We start from the raw sequence: 17,280 nt of genomic DNA on the forward strand, positions 1-17,280 counted from the left end.
GCCCCGGATCCTATCGCGGCCCGTGGCTCACCGGGCGACGAGGGCGCAGAAGCCCATCACGTAGGAGACGGCGAAGACGACCGGGACCCACTGCTCGACGTAGGTCAGGGGAAGATACCGGCGCCAGTCCCGGCCCTCGCCCAGCGCGCCCCACTCCGCCCTGCTGTACGCGAACGCCGGCAGCCGCTCCTCGAAGGCGCCGATCACCGCGTACTTGGCGCGGTTGAGCTGCCGGTACGACCGCACCATGACGTACCAGGCGGCGCACTGGACGAGCAGGATGACCAGCCCGGCCAGCAGCAACGGGACGGACGCGCCGGCCAGTGCGCCGCCGGCCACCGCGGCCAGCACGGCGACCACCGCGCTGTTGAGCGACAGGAAGAACGTGTTGGTCAGATTCCGCCGGGCGCTGACCCGGTCGGCCATCTCCACGCACAGCTTGTACTGGTCGAGCACCGCCTGCCGGTAGCGGTCGTCGGTCACCGAGTACTCGGCCGGGCCGACCTCCGTGTTCCACAGCGCGTCCCCCATGTCGCTCATCCCTCGCCGTGCCTCCCGTCCGCCCGCCGTTCGAGTCCGAGTTCGAGTTCGGTCAGGCGCACCATGGCGGGCCACATGGCACGGTCCAAAGAGCCCACGAGCTGGTCTTCGAGCGGTGAGGGCCGGCGCAGGGCGACGAACTCCGCCGTCCAGTCCGGCTCGAAGTGGATGATTCCCCGGACCCGGGCCGACAAAGCGCGGCCGCGCCGGTACGCGGGCAGCGCACCGGGCGTCAGGTCGCCCGCGAGCGCGCGGAACTCGTCGTACGCCTTCTCCCTCATCGGTACGAGCAGCAGCAGCCGCTCCGGCGGCAGGATCCGCATCGCCTCGCGGATCTCCCAGAGCGTCCCCCGTCCCTTGCCCAGCACGATCACGACGAGTGCGGCGCCGCGCATCATGGTGCTCACCGGCGTCTGCCAGTCGTCCGGCGGCAGGTACATCCGCCGGGCACCGGCCCGGGGCACACGCTCCCCGGGCGCCCCCACCCCGACGAGGGTCCCGGCCCAGGAGAGGGCGTCGGCGATGCGCTCCTCCTCGCCCTGGCCGATGCCGACGGCCGCGCCCAGCCAGGCACCCGGCAGGGGGATGCGGTGGGGGCGCGAGAGCCGCTGGTCGTCGCGGAAGGAGCGCAGGTAGAGGACGTACCGGCGGCCCGCGAGGTCGTTTGGGGAGGAGACGACCGTGTCGTAGTACTGCACCGAGGTACGCAGGATCGTGTTGCCCAGGCCGATGAAGAGGACCGTCTGCACGAACAGGCCGACGACGACCAGGGAGGCCCACCACGGGTTGTCGTCGGTCGTCAGCAGGTCCCGCAGGGCGAGCAGGGTGAAGCAGAGGAACAGCGAGCCGAGCCCGGAGACGACCGCACCGAAGATCCCCGTCGTCGCGAAGGGAATCCAGCGCGACCCGGGCCGCGGGCCGCCGAGCGGCTCGGCGGGCTCGAGCAGCCCGTTCTCCTCACGGTGCCGCCGCAGTCCCGACAGGGCGAGCTGCGCCGCCCGCCGCACCTTCCTGCCGTGCAGGAAGAACTGGAGGCCCAGAAGGAAGAGGACGGCCGCACTTCCGTGGGGGCCGAGCGAACCGTCCCGCAGCATCAGGTAGTAGGCGAACGCCTGCGCCAGCACACCCGTCGCGCACAGCCCGGTCCCGGCCGCCAGGTGCCACAGCGCGGGCTTCCTGGTCGTGGCGTAGCCCACCGCCACGAAGGCCACGCCGCACAGCACCGCCGCGTGGACCGGCCCCCACAGGACGGCCACCAGGAGGGACACGGGGAACACCGCCGGCAGCCACCGGGGCAGCGGCGGCTCGGGTAACCGGTCGGGCGACTGCCCCGGCTGGGGTCTGCTCATCCTGGCCACACCGTAGTGAACCGCCGACCGGGCCCGGCGGGAACCCCGTCGGCGTCACACGATCCGGTGATACGACCGATGCCCGGCCCCCGCCGGCAGCAGCCGCCCTACGGCGCCGGGCTCGGGCCCGGGACGCTCAGCGCGGCGAGCCGCTCCGCGAAGGGCGTGACCTCCTCGAAGGAGTCCCGCTTCGGCAGCGGGCGCCCCGTCGAAGGACCGGCCGCCCGCGAGGACCCCGACAGCCCCGCCATCAGGGCCGCCAGCTCGGCCGCGGCCCGCCCGATCCGGGCGTCCAGCCCCTCCGCGCCCCAGTCCTCGGATGCGGCGTACACGCCGGTGGGGACGATCACCGCCTTCAGGTAGGCGAAGAGCGGCCGCAGCGCGTGCTCCAGCACCAGGGAGTGCCGGGCGCTGCCGCCGGTCGCGGCGATCAGCACCGGCTTCCCGGTGAGGGCGTCCTCGTCGGTGACGCTCAGCGCGTCGAAGAACGACTTGAACAGCCCGCTGTACGACGCCGAGAACACCGGCGTGACGACGATCAGTCCGTCGGCCGCCGCGACCTCTGCGAACGCGTCCGCGAGCGCCGGTGCCGGGAAGCCGCTGGTGAAGGTGTGCGCGATCTCCACGGCGAGGTCGCGCAGCTCGATCACCCGGACGTCGGCCGGGGCGGGCTCGGGCGCGGTGGCCGCCGGGGCGGCGACCGCGGCCAGCCGGTCGGCGAGCAGCCGGGTGGACGACGGCACGCTCAGCCCCGCGGAGACGACGACGAGCTTCATGCGCGTACCCCTTCCTCGTCATGGCTGTCCCGCTTGTCCTGCCCGGCGGCCTTCGCGGCCAGCAGGGACGCGTGGGTCGGCGCGTCCGGCACGCCCGCCGGACGGTCCTTCGCGAACTCCTTGCGCAGCACCGGCACGACCTCCTCGCCGAGCAGGTCGAGCTGCTCCAGGACGGTCTTCAGGGGCAGCCCGGCGTGGTCCATCAGGAACAGCTGGCGCTGGTAGTCACCGGCGTAGTCGCGGAAGGCGAGCGTCTTCTCGATCACCTGCTGCGGCGAGCCGACGGTGAGCGGTGTCTGCGCGGTGAAGTCCTCCAGCGACGGTCCGTGCCCGTAAACGGGCGCTTCGTCGAAGTACGGCCGGAACTCGCGCACCGCGTCCTGACTGTTCTTCCGCATGAACACCTGGCCGCCGAGGCCGACGATCGCCTGCTCGGGCGTGCCGTGCCCGTAGTGGGCGTAGCGGGCCCGGTACAGCTCGATCATGCGCTTGGTGTGGTCGGCGGGCCAGAAGATGTTGTTGTGGAAGAAGCCGTCTCCGTAGTAGGCGGCCTGCTCGGCGATCTCCGGCGAGCGGATCGACCCGTGCCAGACGAAGGGCGCGACCCCGTCCAGCGGACGCGGGGTGGAGGTGAAGCCCTGGAGGGGGGTGCGGAACTTGCCCTCCCAGTTCACCACGTCCTCGCGCCACAGGCGGTGCAGCAGGTTGTAGTTCTCGACGGCGAGGTTGATGCCCTCGCGGATGTCCTTGCCGAACCAGGGGTAGACCGGGCCGGTGTTGCCGCGCCCCATCATCAGGTCCACCCGGCCGTCGGCCAGGTGCTGGAGCATCGCGAAGTCCTCGGCGATCTTCACCGGGTCGTTCGTGGTGATCAGGGTGGTGGAGGTGGACAGCACCAGCCGCTCGGTGCGGGCCGCGACGTAGCCGAGCATGGTCGTCGGCGACGAGGGCACGAAGGGCGGGTTGTGGTGCTCGCCGGTCGCGAAGACGTCGAGCCCGACCTCCTCGGCCTTGAGCGCGATGGCGACCATGGCCTTGATGCGCTCACGCTCGGTCGGCGTACGGCCCGTGGTCGGGTCGGGCGTGACGTCGCCGACGGTGAAGATGCCGAACTGCATGATCGCTCAACCTCCGTTTTGTTGACGGTTCAACTATACCTGCCCAACGGTCGGCCCCCGGCCGTTATTCCGCATGTCCGTGCGAAGCTGCCCCCATGCTGGTCCTCCGCTCCGCCGCCCTCTTCGTCGTCGCCGCCCTCTTCGAGATCGGCGGCGCCTGGCTGGTCTGGCAGGGCGTGCGCGAGCAGCGCGGCTGGCTGTGGGCGGCGGGCGGGGTCCTCGCCCTCGGCGCGTACGGCTTCGTCGCCACCTTCCAGCCCGACGCGCACTTCGGCCGCATCCTCGCCGCGTACGGCGGGATCTTCGTGGCCGGCTCGATCCTGTGGGGCGTGGTCGCCGACGGCTACCGCCCGGACCGCTGGGACATCGCGGGGGCGCTGGTCTGTCTGGCCGGGATGGCCCTGATCATGTGGGCCCCGCGCAACGGCGGCTGACTACCCTGGTCGGCGACCCGCACCACCGACCGAGGAGCAGCCCCATGGCCACCGCAGCAGCCGCCCCGTCCGCCGCCTCCCGCATCGCCGTCGTCACCGGCGCGAGCAGCGGCATCGGCGCCGCCACGGCCCGGCAGCTGGCCGCGGCCGGGTACCGCGTCGTCCTCACCGCGCGCCGCAAGGACCGCATCGAGGCGCTGGCCGAGGAGATCGAGGCGGCCGGGCACAAGGCGACGGCCTACCCCCTGGACGTCACCGACCGCGAAGCGGTCGACGAGTTCGCGACCGCGTTCAAGACGGTCGGCGTCCTCGTCAACAACGCGGGCGGCGCACTCGGCGCCGACCCGGTGGCCACCGGCGACCCGGACGACTGGCGCCGCATGTACGAGACGAACGTCATCGGCACCCTCAACCTCACCCAGGCCCTGCTCCCCAAGCTGGAGGCGAGCGGCGACGGCACGATCGTGGTCGTCTCCTCGACCGCCGGCCTGTCCACCTACGAGGGCGGCGCGGGCTACGTCGCCGCCAAGCACGGCGAGCACGTCCTCGCCGAGACCCTGCGCCTGGAGATCGTCGGCCGCCCGGTCCGCGTCGTCGAGGTCGCGCCGGGCATGGTCAAGACCGACGAGTTCGCCCTGACCCGCTTCGGCGGCGACCAGGAAAAGGCGGCCAAGGTCTACCAGGGCGTCGCCGACCCGCTGACCGCCGACGACGTCGCCGACACCATCACCTGGGCGGTCACCCGCCCCGCCCACGTCAACATCGACCTCCTGGTCGTCCGCCCCCGCGCCCAGGCCTCGAACACGAAGGTGCACCGGGAGGGCTGACGCCGATGAGTAACTCACAGGGGTGAAGCGGGTCCGATTACCCGAACGGCTGTTGAACTGGCGATCTAGGCTCGCGCCACAACATCCAACGTGACGGCCCCCGACCGGGATGCCGGTCCTGGCCGGGGACCTGACCAACACGGAAGTAGAGCTTCCCTGTGGCTGAACACGAGCCTAGCGGTCATCAGTTCATGGACCTCACGGTCCCCGAGTACGCGTACATGTTCGGCTTCTTACAGGCGGACGGACATCTCTCCCAGCAGTCGCGGCAGCGAGGGCGACTGACCGTCGAGATCAGCGCGCGGGACATCGATCTCCTGCGTACGTTCCAGGAACTGACCCCATACAACAGCAGCATCACTGAGCGCACACGCTCCACGAACTTCGCCGAGACCGCTCACTCGGCGGTCTGGAGCGTCTACTCTCTCGAAGCCAGGACCAAGCTCAACGAAATTGGCTTACCTTACGGCCGCAAGTCGAAGGCGATCAGGCCGCCGAGTGTCGAGTTCTCGGATCGCGACTATCTGCGAGGCGTCATCGACGCAGACGGTTCCTTGGGCAACACCAGCCAGGGGTACCCGTTCGTTTCACTGACCTCAGCAAGTACCGCCATCGTGCTCTGCCTCTGCTCCTTCGCAGAGGCGGCGACCGGTGTGGAGCGGACCGCCAAGCGCAACCAGCGTGACGGCATCTACAACATCATGTACGTCACAGAGGCGGCGCAGATTCTGAGCAGAAACCTCTACTACCCCGGCTGCCTGTCACTGTCCCGGAAGTACGCAGCCGCCGAGAGCATCGCGAGCTGGGTCCGCCCGTCAGGCTCGAAGCCGAGGCCACCGCGCATCTGCTGGACGGGGGAGATGGACCGGATTCTGCTCGACGCGCCAACGATCGCAGACGCCGCAGCAGCGCTTGGGTACTCGAAGAGTGCCTGTCAAGTCCGCCGCTGGAAGCTCCTGCATGGCCTAGCAGCACTGTCAGGCTGACCGGCCAAGCGATGAGCGCGGCGGATTGCGCTGCGCTCATCGTCGGTCAGCCCTTTACACATACGACCTGCTTCAGCTTGGCCACGACCTCGACGAGATCACGCTGCTGCTCCATTACCTGGTCGATGTTCTTGTAAGCACCCGGGATCTCGTCCAGCACTCCGGAGTCCTTGCGGCACTCAACACCCCGCGTCTGCTCTTCCAGGTCTCGTACGGTGTAACGCCGCTTCGCGGCATTGCGACTCATACGCCGACCTGCACCGTGCGATGCCGAGTTGAAGGCCTTCTCGTTCCCGAGGCCTCTCACGATGTACGAGCTGGTGCCCATAGAGCCGGGAATGATGCCGTACTCGCCGGAACCTGCACGGATCGCGCCCTTACGCGTAACCAGCAGTTCCATCCCCTCGTACTGTTCCTCGGCCACGTAATTGTGGTGGCAGGAGACCTCATGTTCGAAGACCGGCTTCGCCTTCTTGAACTCCTTGCGAACCACGTCCTTGAAGAGCGCCATCATCAGGGTGCGGTTGTACTTCGCGTACTCCTGCGCCCAGAACAGGTCGTTGCGGTACGCCGCCATCTGCGGGGTGTCCGCGACGAACACCGCGAGGTCGCGGTCGACCAGACCCTGGTTGTGCGGGAGCTTCTGGGCGACGCCGATGTGGTGCTCGGCAAGTTCCTTGCCGATGTTCCGCGAGCCCGAGTGCAGCATGAGCCAGACCGCACCGGACTGATCGAGACAAAATTCGATCATATGATTTCCAGATCCGAGCGTCCCCATCTGCTTCCCGGCCCGTTCGTGACGGAACTTGACCGCTTCGGCGACTCCGTCGAACCGCCCCCAGAAGTCGTCCCAGCCGCCCGTCGCCAGCCCGTGGAAGCGCCCCGGCTCAACGGGACTGTCGTGCATCCCCCGCCCCACCGGAATCGCCTCCTCGATCTTCGAGCGCAGCCGGGACAGGTCGCCCGGGAGGTCGTTCGCCGTCAGGGACGTCTTCACCGCCGACATGCCGCAGCCGATGTCGACGCCGACCGCCGCCGGACACACGGCGCCCTGCATCGCGATCACGGAGCCGACCGTCGCACCCTTGCCGTAGTGCACGTCCGGCATGACCGCGAGGCCCTTGATCCACGGCAGGGTCGCGACGTTGCGCAGCTGCTGGAGCGCGCCCTCCTCGACCGTCGCCGGGTCGGTCCACATCCGGATCGGCACCTTCGCGCCCGGCATCTCCACGTACGACATATCGTCCTCATTCCCCCGGAAAAACTACAGAAGTCTCAAAGCGCAAAACCGGCACCAAGGGCAGCCAAAGGGACGACTGACCGGCGTTCACGGCGGCGCGTGCGATACACATTGTCTCCAGGGGACGCCCCCGCGCGGCAAGCGAATAACCAGCGGGGACACTGGAGTACCGACCACAGCCACACCGGCGAGAGGAGCCGCACCGTGCAGCGGAAGGCCTACGTACCGGGCGTCGCCGCCCTCCTGGCGGCGTTGCTGGCCGGCTGCACCGGCGGCTCGGGCGGCGGCGCCACGGCGGACGACTCCAACCCGGGGCAGCCCGGGGTCGCGACCGAGGCGGCCGAGCCCGGCAAGTACCGCACCCTTCCGGAGCCGTGCGGCGCGGTAGGCCACAAGGCGCTGGACACCCTCCTGCCCGGCATCGAGGAGATCGCGGACGAGGAGCAGCGCGAGAAGGCGTACGGGGGCGAGCCGACGCTCGCGTACGACACGGACCGCAAGGTCGGCTGCCGCTGGAAGGTGGAGTCGGCCGAGGCCACCGACCATCTCTTCGTCGACTTCGAGCGGGTGGTGTCGTACGACGGCTCCGTGAGCGACGACAGCGAGGCCGAGCAGCTCTTCGCGCAGCAGGTGGAGGCGGCCGACCTGCCCGAGCCGGTCGTCTCGGAGTCCGGGTCCGCCACCTCGGACTCCCCGTCCGGCAGCCCCTCGTCGTCCGCCGGGGAGCCCGGAGAGTCCGGAGAACCGGCCGCCGGCGCCGGCGGCACGCCCTCGTCCTCGGCGTCCGCCCCCTCGTCCTCCTCCTCGGCGTCGGGCTCGTCCTCGTCGACCGCGTCCCCCGCCGAGGTCCAGCCCCGGCTCCTGGACGACCTGGGCGACGAGGCGTTCGTGGACGACGCGCTCAGCAGCTCCGGCTCGACGGCGAAGCGGCGCACCGTGACTGTGGCGTTCCGCACGTCGAACGTCATGGTGACCATCGAGTACGCGGAGCAGTCGGCGACGCTCGGAGTCGTCCCGGACAGCGAGGAAATGCAGGACATGGCGCGGAAACTGGCCTCCCAGCTGGCGGATTCACTGGGCGGCTGAGTCCCGCCGGGGCTCCCCCGGGCCCGCGCGCGCTGCCGCCGAAGCGGGGCCGCACGATTTCCTCACCGCGTACGGTGGCTGCTCGGACCCGTTCCGAACGCAGGAACCACTAGTGCCATGAGTGAAGGAACCATGCAGCTACGAGCCCAGCGTGACCAGCGAGAGCAGCGAGCGAAGCGACTCACCCGCGTCCTTGTCGGCGCGGCCGCCGTACCCGTGATGCTGGTGGCAGCCGGCTGCTCCTCGGACTCCGGCTCCGACGACGGCAAGGACAAGGCCGCGGAGGAGTCCGCCGCGTCCTCGTCCGCGAGCCCGTCCCCGACGGTGAAGGCGGCGGCGTACGGGAAGCTTCCGGAGCCGTGCTCGGTGGTGTCGAAGAAGACGCTGGACGACCTGGTGCCGAAGGGCGACTCCGGCAAGGAGGGCTCGTCCGACGACACGGCGACGCGGGCCAGTTGCTCCTGGGACAGTCTCGACGACAACGGCGTGAAGGGTTCTCAGTTCCGCTGGCTGAGCGTGTCGATGCTGCGCTTCGAGTCGGACGTGACGCGTGGCGAGGGTGAGAAGCTGGCGCACGACTACTACCTGAAGCAGCTGAAGGACGCGCAGGCCGCGGAGGGCGCGAAGAGCCTCAAGACCGCGCCGGTGAGCCGCACGGGCAACGAGGCCTCCGTGGTGAGCTACGACCTGAAGAAGAAGGAAGGCACCTTCAAGCAGCAGACGGTCGTGACACGGGCCGAGAACGTCGTCGTCACCGTCGACTTCAACGGCGCGGGCCTGGCGGGCGACAAGACCCCGGACGCCGACGACCTGGTGAAGGACGCGCAGAAGGCGGCCAAGGAGGCGGTGGCCGCGGTGATGAAGGCCAACGACACCTCCGCCGGCGGCAAGCCGAGCGGCACCCCGAGCGGCACGCCGGCGCCCTCCGGCTCGTCCTCCAAGGCGCCGTCGAAGGACAGCTGACGGTCTCTTCGACCCACCGGTCACCCGTCCCCCGCACACATGTGCCACTCTGTTGCGCGCAACAACACGCAATGGGAGGGGAGTACGGGTGGCCGCGCCACTTCAGCTGACCCGGACGCATCGCGTCCTCATCGGCCTGGTCGTCTTCGGTGCCGTCATCATCGCCGGGATCGGCTTCGCGGGTTCGTACGCGGCGGTGCGGGAACTGGCCCTGAAGAAGGGGTTCGGGAATTTCTCGTACGTCTTCCCGATCGGCATCGACGCGGGCATCTGTGTGCTGCTCGCCCTGGACCTGCTGCTGACCTGGATCCGCATCCCCTTCCCGCTGCTGCGGCAGACGGCGTGGCTGCTGACGGCGGCGACGATCGCGTTCAACGGCGCCGCGGCCTGGCCCGATCCGCTGGGCGTGGGCATGCACGGCGTGATCCCGATCCTGTTCGTGGTGTCGGTGGAGGCCGCCCGGCACGCGATCGGCCGGATCGCCGACATCACCGCCGACAAGCACATGGAGGGCGTCCGCCTCACCCGCTGGCTGCTCTCGCCGGTGCCGACGTTCCTGCTGTGGCGGCGCATGAAGCTGTGGGAGCTGCGCTCCTACGAGCAGGTCATCAAGCTGGAGCAGGAGCGGCTGGTCTACCGGGCCCGGCTGCGGTCCCGCTTCGGCCGCGCCTGGCGCCGCAAGGCGCCCGTGGAGTCCCTGATGCCGCTGCGGCTGGCCCGCTACGGCGTCCCGCTGGCGCAGACCGGCCCCGCCGGGCTGGCGGCGGCGGGCATCGAACCGGCCCTGCTCCCGCCGGCGCCGCGGCAGCTCGAGGAGACGGGCCCGCAGGCCCCCGTGGGCGAACAGCGTGCCGAGTTGGTCAAGGGCCCCGAGGCGGACGGGCCCCGGCCTGCGGACCGGTCCGGACCCGCGGACCGGTCCGGACCCGCGGACCGGTCCGGACCCGAGGACGGGCCGCCGCACGGTGCCGGGGAGGAGGACGGCCCGGAGCAGAGCCCCTGGTTCAACACCCGCCAGGTCGCCTACCAGGGCGGTTACGACCCCAGCTACGACCCGGGCGAGCAGTACGCCCAGTGGTACGAGGAGCAGCAGCAGGCCGACCAGTACCGGGACCAGTACGAGGAGGAGCCCCCGCTGCAGGAGCCCTCGCCGGAGGAGACGGGCAGCTTCCCGATACCGGTCGTGCCGGGGCGCACCCGCGAGCTGGGTGAGGGCGTCGGCACGGCCGAGCCGGAACCGACGGAGGAGGACTACTACACGGTCTTCCGGAAGTCGATCGACGGCAGCTACCCCACGGTTGCCCAGTTCCGCAACGACGTGGAGGCGACCTTCGGCGTGCCGCTGGCTCCGCGTGAGGCCGATCGCATGGTGAAGGCGTTCACCGAGCGCCACATGCGGGAGCTCCAGGAAGAGCACATCGCCTGAGGCGGCTACGGCGAAGGGGGCGCCCGGCGAGAACCGGGTGCCCCCTTCTTCGTACCGTCCGTGCGGTGCTACTCCCCGAGCAGGGCCCGCACCCGGTCCTGTCCCACCGCGAGCAGCAGCGTGGGCAGGCGCGGGCCGGTGTCGCGGCCGACGAGCAGGTGGTAGAGCAGCGCGAAGAACGTCCGCTGGGCGGTCTTGATCTCCGGCGGCAGTTCCTTGGGCGTGGCGTCGGCGGGGAAGCCCGCCTGGACCTTGGGGACGCCGTAGACGTGGTGGGTGAGCCCGTCCAGGGACCAGTGGTCGGCCAGCCCGTCGAGCAGCAGCCGCAGCGACTGGCGGCTCGGCTCGTCGAGGGACTTGAGCAGCTCGGCGTCGGGCTCCTGGCGCACGATGGTGCGCTGGTCGGCGGGGACGTGGGTGTTGATCCACGCCTCGGCCTTGTCGTAGCGCGGCCGGGCCTCGCCCAGGGACGCGATCGGGTTGGCCGGGTCCAGCTCGCCGAGGATGCGCAGCGCCTGGTCCTCGTGTCCCGCGGTGATGTCGGCGACGGAGGCGAGCGTGCGGTACGGCAGCGGCCTGGGCGTGCGCGGCAGCTCACCGGCGGCCGTGCCGACGGCGCGCGCGTGGGCGGCGGCGTCGGCGGGGAGGGCGCTGCCGTCGGCGACCTTGGCGTCGAGGCGGTCCCACTCGTCGTACAGCCGCTGGATCTCCTGGTCGAAGGCGATCTTGAAGGACTGGTTGGGACGACGGCGGGCGTACAGCCAGCGCAGCAGCTGCGGCTCCATGATCTGGAGCGCGTCGGCCGGGGTGGGGACTCCGCCCTTGGACGAGGACATCTTGGCCATGCCGCTGATGCCGACGAAGGCGTACATCGGGCCGATCGGCTGCCTGCCGCCGAAGATGCCGACGATCTGCCCGCCGACCTGGAACGACGACCCGGGCGAGGAGTGGTCCACGCCGCTGGGCTCGAAGACGACGCCTTCGTACGCCCAGCGCATCGGCCAGTCGACCTTCCAGACCAGCTTGCCGCGGTTGAACTCGCTCAGCCGCACGGTCTCGGAGAAGCCGCAGGCGGTGCAGGCGTACGTCAGCTCGGTCGAGGCGTCGTCGTAGGCGGTGACCGTGGTCAGGTCCTTCTCGCAGTTGCCGCAGTACGGCTTGTACGGGAAGTACCCGGCGGAGCCGGAGCTGCCGTCGTCCTCGGCGGCGGCGCCGGAGCCCTCGGCGGCCTCCAGCTCGGCCTCGTCGACGGGCTTCTGCTGCTGCTTCTTCGGCGCGGCCTTCTTCGTCCGGTACTGGTCGAGGATCGCGTCGATGTCCCGCCGGTGCTTCATGGCGTGCAGGATCTGCTCGCGGTAGACGCCGGAGGTGTACTGCGCCGTCTGGCTGATCCCGTCGAACTCGACGCCCATCTCGGCGAGCGAGGCGGTCATCGCGGCCTTGAAGTGCTCCGCCCAGTTCGGGTGCGGGGAGCCCTTCGGGGCCGGGACGGAGGTCAGGGGCTTGCCGATGTGCTCGGCCCAGGTCTCGTCCACGCCGGGGACACCGGCCGGGACCTTGCGGTAGCGGTCGTAGTCGTCCCAGGAGATGAGGTGCCGCACCTCGTACCCGCGGCGGCGGATCTCGTCGGCGACCAGGTGCGGGGTCATGACCTCGCGCAGGTTGCCCAGGTGGATGGGGCCGGAGGGGGAGAGTCCGGAGGCGACGACGACACCTGGTTTGCCCGGGGCACGACGCTCCGACTCGGCGATGACCTCGTCCGCGAAACGGGAGACCCAGTCGGTGGTCTCTGTGCTCTGAGCCACGATCGGCACGTCCTCTTTCCTGAAGCTTCCCCGGAACCGCTCCGGAGACAGCCGGTACGGTCGCACGGCTGACCGCTCCATTCTCCCAGCCCGGCCCGCATCCGCGAAAACCGCTTTTCACCGCGTGGGATACTCGGTTTCTGTACCACTTCCAGGAACCCGAGCAGAACGGCAGCCACTCCATGGCCTCGGTCACGTCCCTCAGCGACTCCGTCCAGCAGCACCTCGCGTCCGCCCTCACGGCCACCCGGCCGGAGGCCGCCGGCGCGGACCCGCTGCTGCGACGAAGCGACCGGGCCGACTACCAGGCCAACGGCATCCTCGCCCTGGCCAAGAAGGCGAAGGCCAACCCGCGGGAGCTGGCGACCGAGGTCGTCGCCCACATCACGACCGGTGACGAGCTGATCAAGGACGTCGAGGTCTCGGGACCCGGCTTCCTCAACATCACCGTCGCCGACCGGGCGATCACCGCGAACCTCGCCGCGCGGCTCGCGGACGGCGAGCGCCTCGGTGTGCCGCCGAAGCAGGACGCGGGCACCACGGTCGTCGACTACGCCCAGCCGAACGTGGCGAAGGAGATGCACGTCGGCCACCTGCGTTCCGCGGTCATCGGCGACGCCCTGCGCGGCATGCTCGACTTCACCGGCGAGAAGACGATCGGCCGGCACCACATCGGCGACTGGGGCACCCAGTTCGGCATGCTCATCCAGTACCTGTTCGAGCACCCCGGCGAGCTGGCCCCGGCCGGGGACGTCGACGGCGAGCAGGCCATGTCGAACCTGAACCGGGTGTACAAGGCGTCGCGCGCGGTCTTCGACGCGGACGAGGAGTTCAAGGAGCGGGCCCGGCGGCGGGTCGTCGCCCTCCAGTCCGGCGACAAGGAGACGCTCGAGCTGTGGCAGCAGTTCGTGGACGAGTCGAAGGTCTACTTCTACTCCGTCTTCGAGAAGCTCGACATGGAGATCCGCGACGAGGAGATCGTCGGCGAGTCCGCGTACAACGACGGCATGCCGGAGACCGCCCGCATCCTGGAGGAGACGGGTGTCGCGGTGCGCTCCGAGGGCGCGCTCGTGGTGTTCTTCGACGAGATCCGCGGCAAGGACGACCAGCCGGTGCCGCTGATCGTGCAGAAGGCCGACGGCGGCTTCGGCTACGCGGCCTCGGACCTGACCGCGATCCGCAACCGCGTCCAGGACCTGCACGCCACCACGCTGCTGTACGTCGTGGACGTACGCCAGTCGCTGCACTTCAGGATGGTCTTCGAGACCGCCCGCCGGGCGGGCTGGCTCGGCGACGAGGTCACCGCGCACAACATGGGCTACGGCACGGTGCTCGGCGCCGACGGCAAGCCCTTCAAGACGCGTGCGGGCGAGACCGTGCGCCTGGAGGACCTGCTGGACGAGGCGGTGCAGCGGGCGGCGGAGGTCGTGCGGGAGAAGGCGCGGGACCTCACCGAGGACGAGATCCAGGAGCGGGCCGCGCAGGTCGGCATCGGCGCCGTGAAGTACGCGGACCTGTCGACGTCGCCCAACCGCGACTACAAGTTCGACCTGGACCAGATGGTCTCGCTCAACGGCGACACCAGCGTCTACCTCCAGTACGCCTACGCCCGTATCCAGTCCATCCTCCGCAAGGCCGGCGAGGTCCGCCCCGCCGCCCACCCGGAGCTGGAGCTGCACGAGGCGGAGCGCGCGCTGGGTCTGCACCTGGACGCGTTCGGCACCACCGTCTTCGAGGCGGCCGCGGAGTACGCCCCGCACAAGCTGGCCGCGTACCTGTACCAGCTGGCGTCGCTGTACACGACGTTCTACGACAAGTGCCCGGTCCTGAAGGCCGAGACGCCGGCGCAGGTGGAGAACCGCCTGTTCCTGTGCGACCTCACGGCCCGCACCCTGCACCGGGGCATGGCCCTGCTGGGCATCCGGACGCCCGAGCGGCTCTGAGCACCCCCGCGCCACGGCACGCGGCCCGTCCTCTCCCCCGTGGGAGGACGGGCCGCGTCCGGTTGTGCGGTGTCCGGGTCCGGTTCAGCAGGTCTCGTTGAACTCCCAGAACGCCGCCTTGGTCTTCGGTCCGGCGATCCCGTCGGCCGGACCGGCGTTGTAGCCGTGGGAGTTCAGGTAGCGCTGCAGTCCCCGGATCGTCTTGGGGCCGACGATCCCGTCGATCTCGTTCCTGGGGTAGAAGCCCTCGGACGCGAACAGGCGCTGCGACGCCTTCCAGCTGTTGGTGCCCAGCAGCCCGTCGGTCTTGCCGGGGTTGTAGTCCAGGAACTTCAGGTAGCACTGCCAGTTCATGGCGTGCTCCGTGTCCAGCCCCAGGTTGTTCACGGCGAGCACGGACACCGCCTCGGCGCTCACCGCCCGCTGCTGGGCCGGCGCGGGCGCGGCCGCCGCGGTGCCCGCTGCCGCGAGTGAGCCGACGGCGATCCCGGCCGCGGTGCTCACACTCACGAGTGCCCTGGTCATAGCTCGCATGGTTTCCCCTCCGATGCGTTCGCGGTGCTGTCGACGACGATCCTGCGGTCCCGGCGGCGGGGTCGGCGAGGGTCCCACCGCAAGTGGCGTACTCGTGGGACGTCCCGCCCCGCGACCTGCGGGGACGCCACCCGCCGAGGCGGCGCCGCGGGACGGCTGGGGCGGGCGGTGGCCGATTCCGTACGGGTGCGGGAACCGATGCCCGACGGGTGTCGTGGTCGCTGATGCAGAATGAGGCCGGGGGAACGGGGACCTGGACCAGTGAGCCCGGACGCGAGTGGGGGAACATGTCGCGTTGGAAAGAGCTGCCCGCCGAACTCGACCCGCGCGTCCACCAGTTGGTGGTGCGATTACGCCGGGTGAAGGACCACGGCGGACTGAGCATGCGGCAGCTGGCCGCGAAGACGGGGTACAGCGCGAAGTCCTGGGAGCGCTATCTCGGCGGGCGGTCGCTGCCGCCCCGGGAGGCCGTCGAGGCGATGGCCCGGATCGCCGGCGAGGAGCCGACCCGGCTGCTCGCACTGCACGAGGTCGCCGCCGAGCGCTGGGCCCGGACCCGCGGGGACGTCCCGGCCGAGCCGGACGGCACGGCAGCAGCCGGGCGGGAGGGCTCGGCGGCCGTGTCCCCGCCCAGGGACGGGCGGACCGGGGGGCGTTGGCCGCGCGGCGCCGTGGTGGCGGGTGCGGCGGCCCTCGTCCTGGCCGTCTCCGCCGCCGTCCTGCTGGCGGTGCGGCTCCCCGGCGACTCCGCCCCCGGCGCGGGGGGCGGCGACCGTGCGAACGGTACGACGACGGCCACGCCCGTCCCGGCCACCGCGTCGGCGTCCCGCTCACCGGTCACCTACACCTGCCGGATCACCCGGGCCGACGGCCTCTGGTACGCGGGCAACAGCCGTACTCGGGACGCCGTCGTGGCCTTCGGCGAGGCGGGCCCGGAGGTGGCCGAGGCACAGTGCCTGCTGGCGCGGGCGGGGCTCTCGCCGGGGGAGGTCGACGGCATCTTCGGCCCGCTGACGCAGCGCGCGGTCAAGCGCGTCCAGAAGCGGCACGGGCTCGTCGTGGACGGCATCGTCGGCCCGCACACCTGGAAGGCGCTGCGGGGGAAGGCGCCGGAGTGACGCCGGAGGGCGACCGGCTGACCGCGGCGCTGCGGGAGTTGCGCACGCGTACGGGCCTGAGTCTGGCGGCGCTGGCCGAGCGCACCACGTACAGCAAGTCGTCCTGGGAGCGCTACCTCAACGGCAAGACCGTGCCGCCGCGCCGGGCCGTGCGGGACCTGTGCCGGCTCGCGCGGGAGCCGGAGGGGCGACTGCTGGCGCTGTGGGAGATCGCGGAGTCGGAGTGGAGCGGGCGCGGGGCACGGCCCGCCCCGGCCCCGCCGGAGGCCGCCCCTGCGGAACCCACTCCTGCGGAACCGTCGCCCGGGTCCCCGCCTTCCCGGTCCGGGGCCCGGCCGCCCCTCGGCCGCGGACGCCTGCCGGCGGTGCTGGCGTCGGTGTGCGCGGTCGCCGCCGGATGTGTCGTCGTCACCGCGCTCCTGCTGCTGCCGCACCGGCAGGGCGACCGGGACACCCACGGACCGCCGTCCGCCGCGCCGTCCGCACCCGGTCCCCGCTGCCGGGGCGCCGCCTGCGAGGGTCAGGATCCGATACATATGTACTGCGGCTCGGGACCCGACACCCTCACCACCGAGCGCACCGCCACCGGGGCCCGGGTGGAGCTGCGCTACAGCCCCAAGTGCCAGGCCGGGTGGGCCAGGATGTGGGGGACGCGGGTCGGGGACCGGCTGGAGGTGACGGCGGGCGGCCCGACCCGGCGCGCGGAGATCGCGGACGAGGTCGACACGGAGTCCTACGTGTACACGGTCATGACCGCGGCCCGTCCCGGGACCGTCGTCCGGGCCTGCTTCCGGCCCGCGTCGGCCGACGGCGAACGGGAGTGCGTCGACGCCCGCGTGCGCGGTGCCGCCGACACGACGCCCCGGTCCCCCTCGCCCGGGTAGCACCGGCACCGGGCGTACCGGCAATCTGACGCCGGGGTGGGACAACCCCCCCGGGTGGCACCGGGGCACCGCAGTGCACAGACGGCCGTGCACAGACGGCTGTGCACGCATGCCCCCGGAACCCGAAGCACCCGACCCCGCCGCGCTCAAAGGCGCTCGCGCATCCGCGCCGACAGCGGGTGCTGCACCACCTGAGCCTGCACGGTCCGGCCGGGTACGGCTGCGTGGAGGAGACGGAGCGCGGTGGCGCC

Annotated in this window: 16 protein-coding genes; 9 read left to right on the forward strand and 7 right to left on the reverse strand. The window is 71.1% G+C overall.

The features are described 5' to 3' along the window. Positions 1-27: 27 nt before the first annotated feature. The 4 genes from ACFYZ3_RS33480 to ACFYZ3_RS33495 form a co-directional block, all read right to left on the reverse strand. On the reverse strand, positions 28-540 hold the full coding sequence (locus ACFYZ3_RS33480) for a hypothetical protein (protein ID WP_388525749.1): 513 nt from the start codon (positions 538-540) through the stop codon (positions 28-30). Next, positions 537-1,889: a transferase gene (locus tag ACFYZ3_RS33485; protein WP_388525752.1), complete on the reverse strand. Its 1,353-nt coding sequence runs from the start codon at positions 1,887-1,889 to the stop codon at positions 537-539. The genes ACFYZ3_RS33480 and ACFYZ3_RS33485 overlap by 4 nt, the downstream gene beginning before the upstream one ends. A 107-nt stretch (positions 1,890-1,996) precedes the next feature. Beyond that, positions 1,997-2,665, reverse strand: coding sequence for a CE1759 family FMN reductase (locus tag ACFYZ3_RS33490; protein ID WP_388525755.1), 669 nt, complete (start codon positions 2,663-2,665; stop codon positions 1,997-1,999). Then, entirely contained in the window at positions 2,662-3,783 is a 1,122-nt protein-coding gene (locus tag ACFYZ3_RS33495; RefSeq protein ID WP_388525758.1) for an LLM class flavin-dependent oxidoreductase, read from the reverse strand. The genes ACFYZ3_RS33490 and ACFYZ3_RS33495 overlap by 4 nt, the downstream gene beginning before the upstream one ends. Positions 3,784-3,878: 95 nt before the next feature. Here ACFYZ3_RS33495 and ACFYZ3_RS33500 point away from each other — a divergent pair, with 95 nt between their 5' ends. The 3 genes from ACFYZ3_RS33500 to ACFYZ3_RS33510 all read left to right on the forward strand — a co-directional run bounded on the left by ACFYZ3_RS33500 (position 3,879) and on the right by ACFYZ3_RS33510 (position 6,030). Further along, a complete protein-coding gene (locus tag ACFYZ3_RS33500; RefSeq protein WP_030145264.1) occupies positions 3,879-4,217 on the forward strand; it encodes a YnfA family protein in 339 nt (112 codons plus the stop codon). Positions 4,218-4,261: 44 nt separating this feature from the next. Continuing rightward, complete coding sequence (locus tag ACFYZ3_RS33505; protein ID WP_388525761.1) at positions 4,262-5,044, forward strand: SDR family NAD(P)-dependent oxidoreductase; 783 nt, start codon at positions 4,262-4,264, stop codon at positions 5,042-5,044. Positions 5,045-5,235: 191 nt separating this feature from the next. Next, on the forward strand, positions 5,236-6,030 hold the full coding sequence (locus ACFYZ3_RS33510; RefSeq protein ID WP_388525764.1) for a hypothetical protein: 795 nt from the start codon (positions 5,236-5,238) through the stop codon (positions 6,028-6,030). A 46-nt stretch (positions 6,031-6,076) separates the two neighbouring features. Here the strand turns inward: ACFYZ3_RS33510 and ACFYZ3_RS33515 are convergent, their stop codons facing one another. Then, a complete protein-coding gene (locus ACFYZ3_RS33515; RefSeq protein WP_388525767.1) occupies positions 6,077-7,270 on the reverse strand; it encodes an RtcB family protein in 1,194 nt (397 codons plus the stop codon). Between the two features lie 204 nt (positions 7,271-7,474). On the opposite strand from ACFYZ3_RS33515, the gene ACFYZ3_RS33520 reads away from it, so the two are divergent. From ACFYZ3_RS33520 to ACFYZ3_RS33530, 3 genes are all read left to right on the forward strand, one after another. Further along, positions 7,475-8,356, forward strand: a complete 882-nt coding sequence (locus ACFYZ3_RS33520; protein ID WP_388525770.1) for a DUF3558 domain-containing protein — start codon at positions 7,475-7,477, stop codon at positions 8,354-8,356. A 132-nt stretch (positions 8,357-8,488) separates the two neighbouring features. Next, entirely contained in the window at positions 8,489-9,319 is an 831-nt protein-coding gene (locus ACFYZ3_RS33525; RefSeq protein WP_388525773.1) for a DUF3558 family protein, read from the forward strand. Between the two features lie 88 nt (positions 9,320-9,407). Continuing rightward, on the forward strand, positions 9,408-10,745 hold the full coding sequence (locus tag ACFYZ3_RS33530) for a DUF2637 domain-containing protein (protein ID WP_388525776.1): 1,338 nt from the start codon (positions 9,408-9,410) through the stop codon (positions 10,743-10,745). Between the two features lie 68 nt (positions 10,746-10,813). Here ACFYZ3_RS33530 and lysS read toward each other — a convergent pair whose 3' ends face one another. Beyond that, on the reverse strand, positions 10,814-12,559 hold the full coding sequence (gene lysS, locus ACFYZ3_RS33535) for a lysine--tRNA ligase (RefSeq protein ID WP_388525779.1): 1,746 nt from the start codon (positions 12,557-12,559) through the stop codon (positions 10,814-10,816). A gap of 173 nt (positions 12,560-12,732) precedes the next feature. Between lysS and argS the strand changes: the two genes are divergently transcribed. Further along, positions 12,733-14,493, forward strand: coding sequence for an arginine--tRNA ligase (gene argS, locus ACFYZ3_RS33540; protein WP_388525782.1), 1,761 nt, complete (start codon positions 12,733-12,735; stop codon positions 14,491-14,493). An 84-nt stretch (positions 14,494-14,577) separates the two neighbouring features. Here argS and ACFYZ3_RS33545 read toward each other — a convergent pair whose 3' ends face one another. Continuing rightward, complete coding sequence (locus ACFYZ3_RS33545; RefSeq protein WP_388525784.1) at positions 14,578-15,018, reverse strand: peptidoglycan-binding protein; 441 nt, start codon at positions 15,016-15,018, stop codon at positions 14,578-14,580. Between the two features lie 296 nt (positions 15,019-15,314). On the opposite strand from ACFYZ3_RS33545, the gene ACFYZ3_RS33550 reads away from it, so the two are divergent. Then, complete coding sequence (locus ACFYZ3_RS33550; protein WP_388525787.1) at positions 15,315-16,145, forward strand: peptidoglycan-binding protein; 831 nt, start codon at positions 15,315-15,317, stop codon at positions 16,143-16,145. Next, a complete protein-coding gene (locus ACFYZ3_RS33555) occupies positions 16,142-17,029 on the forward strand; it encodes a DUF2690 domain-containing protein (RefSeq protein WP_388525790.1) in 888 nt (295 codons plus the stop codon). Before ACFYZ3_RS33550 ends, ACFYZ3_RS33555 begins: the two co-directional genes overlap by 4 nt. The last annotated feature ends 251 nt before the right edge of the window (positions 17,030-17,280 follow it).

Origin of the sequence: Streptomyces sp. NPDC001599 (assembly GCF_042893535.1) — a bacterium.
In the GTDB taxonomy this organism is placed as follows: Bacteria; Actinomycetota; Actinomycetes; order Streptomycetales; family Streptomycetaceae; genus Streptomyces.

Bases quoted from the DNA above. Each gene is read 5' to 3' on its own strand.
- ACFYZ3_RS33550 (WP_388525787.1), top strand. From the start codon at position 15,315: ATGTCGCGTTGGAAAGAGCTGCCCGCCGAACTCGACCCGCGCGTCCAC.
- ACFYZ3_RS33525 (WP_388525773.1), top strand. From the start codon at position 8,489: ATGCAGCTACGAGCCCAGCGTGACCAGCGAGAGCAGCGAGCGAAGCGA.
- ACFYZ3_RS33505 (WP_388525761.1), top strand. From the start codon at position 4,262: ATGGCCACCGCAGCAGCCGCCCCGTCCGCCGCCTCCCGCATCGCCGTC.
- ACFYZ3_RS33515 (WP_388525767.1), bottom strand. From the start codon at position 7,270: ATGTCGTACGTGGAGATGCCGGGCGCGAAGGTGCCGATCCGGATGTGG.
- ACFYZ3_RS33545 (WP_388525784.1), bottom strand. From the start codon at position 15,018: ATGACCAGGGCACTCGTGAGTGTGAGCACCGCGGCCGGGATCGCCGTC.
- ACFYZ3_RS33490 (WP_388525755.1), bottom strand. From the start codon at position 2,665: ATGAAGCTCGTCGTCGTCTCCGCGGGGCTGAGCGTGCCGTCGTCCACC.
- ACFYZ3_RS33495 (WP_388525758.1), bottom strand. From the start codon at position 3,783: ATGCAGTTCGGCATCTTCACCGTCGGCGACGTCACGCCCGACCCGACC.
- ACFYZ3_RS33510 (WP_388525764.1), top strand. From the start codon at position 5,236: ATGGACCTCACGGTCCCCGAGTACGCGTACATGTTCGGCTTCTTACAG.
- ACFYZ3_RS33485 (WP_388525752.1), bottom strand. From the start codon at position 1,889: ATGAGCAGACCCCAGCCGGGGCAGTCGCCCGACCGGTTACCCGAGCCG.
- ACFYZ3_RS33500 (WP_030145264.1), top strand. From the start codon at position 3,879: ATGCTGGTCCTCCGCTCCGCCGCCCTCTTCGTCGTCGCCGCCCTCTTC.
- argS (WP_388525782.1), top strand. From the start codon at position 12,733: ATGGCCTCGGTCACGTCCCTCAGCGACTCCGTCCAGCAGCACCTCGCG.
- ACFYZ3_RS33480 (WP_388525749.1), bottom strand. From the start codon at position 540: ATGAGCGACATGGGGGACGCGCTGTGGAACACGGAGGTCGGCCCGGCC.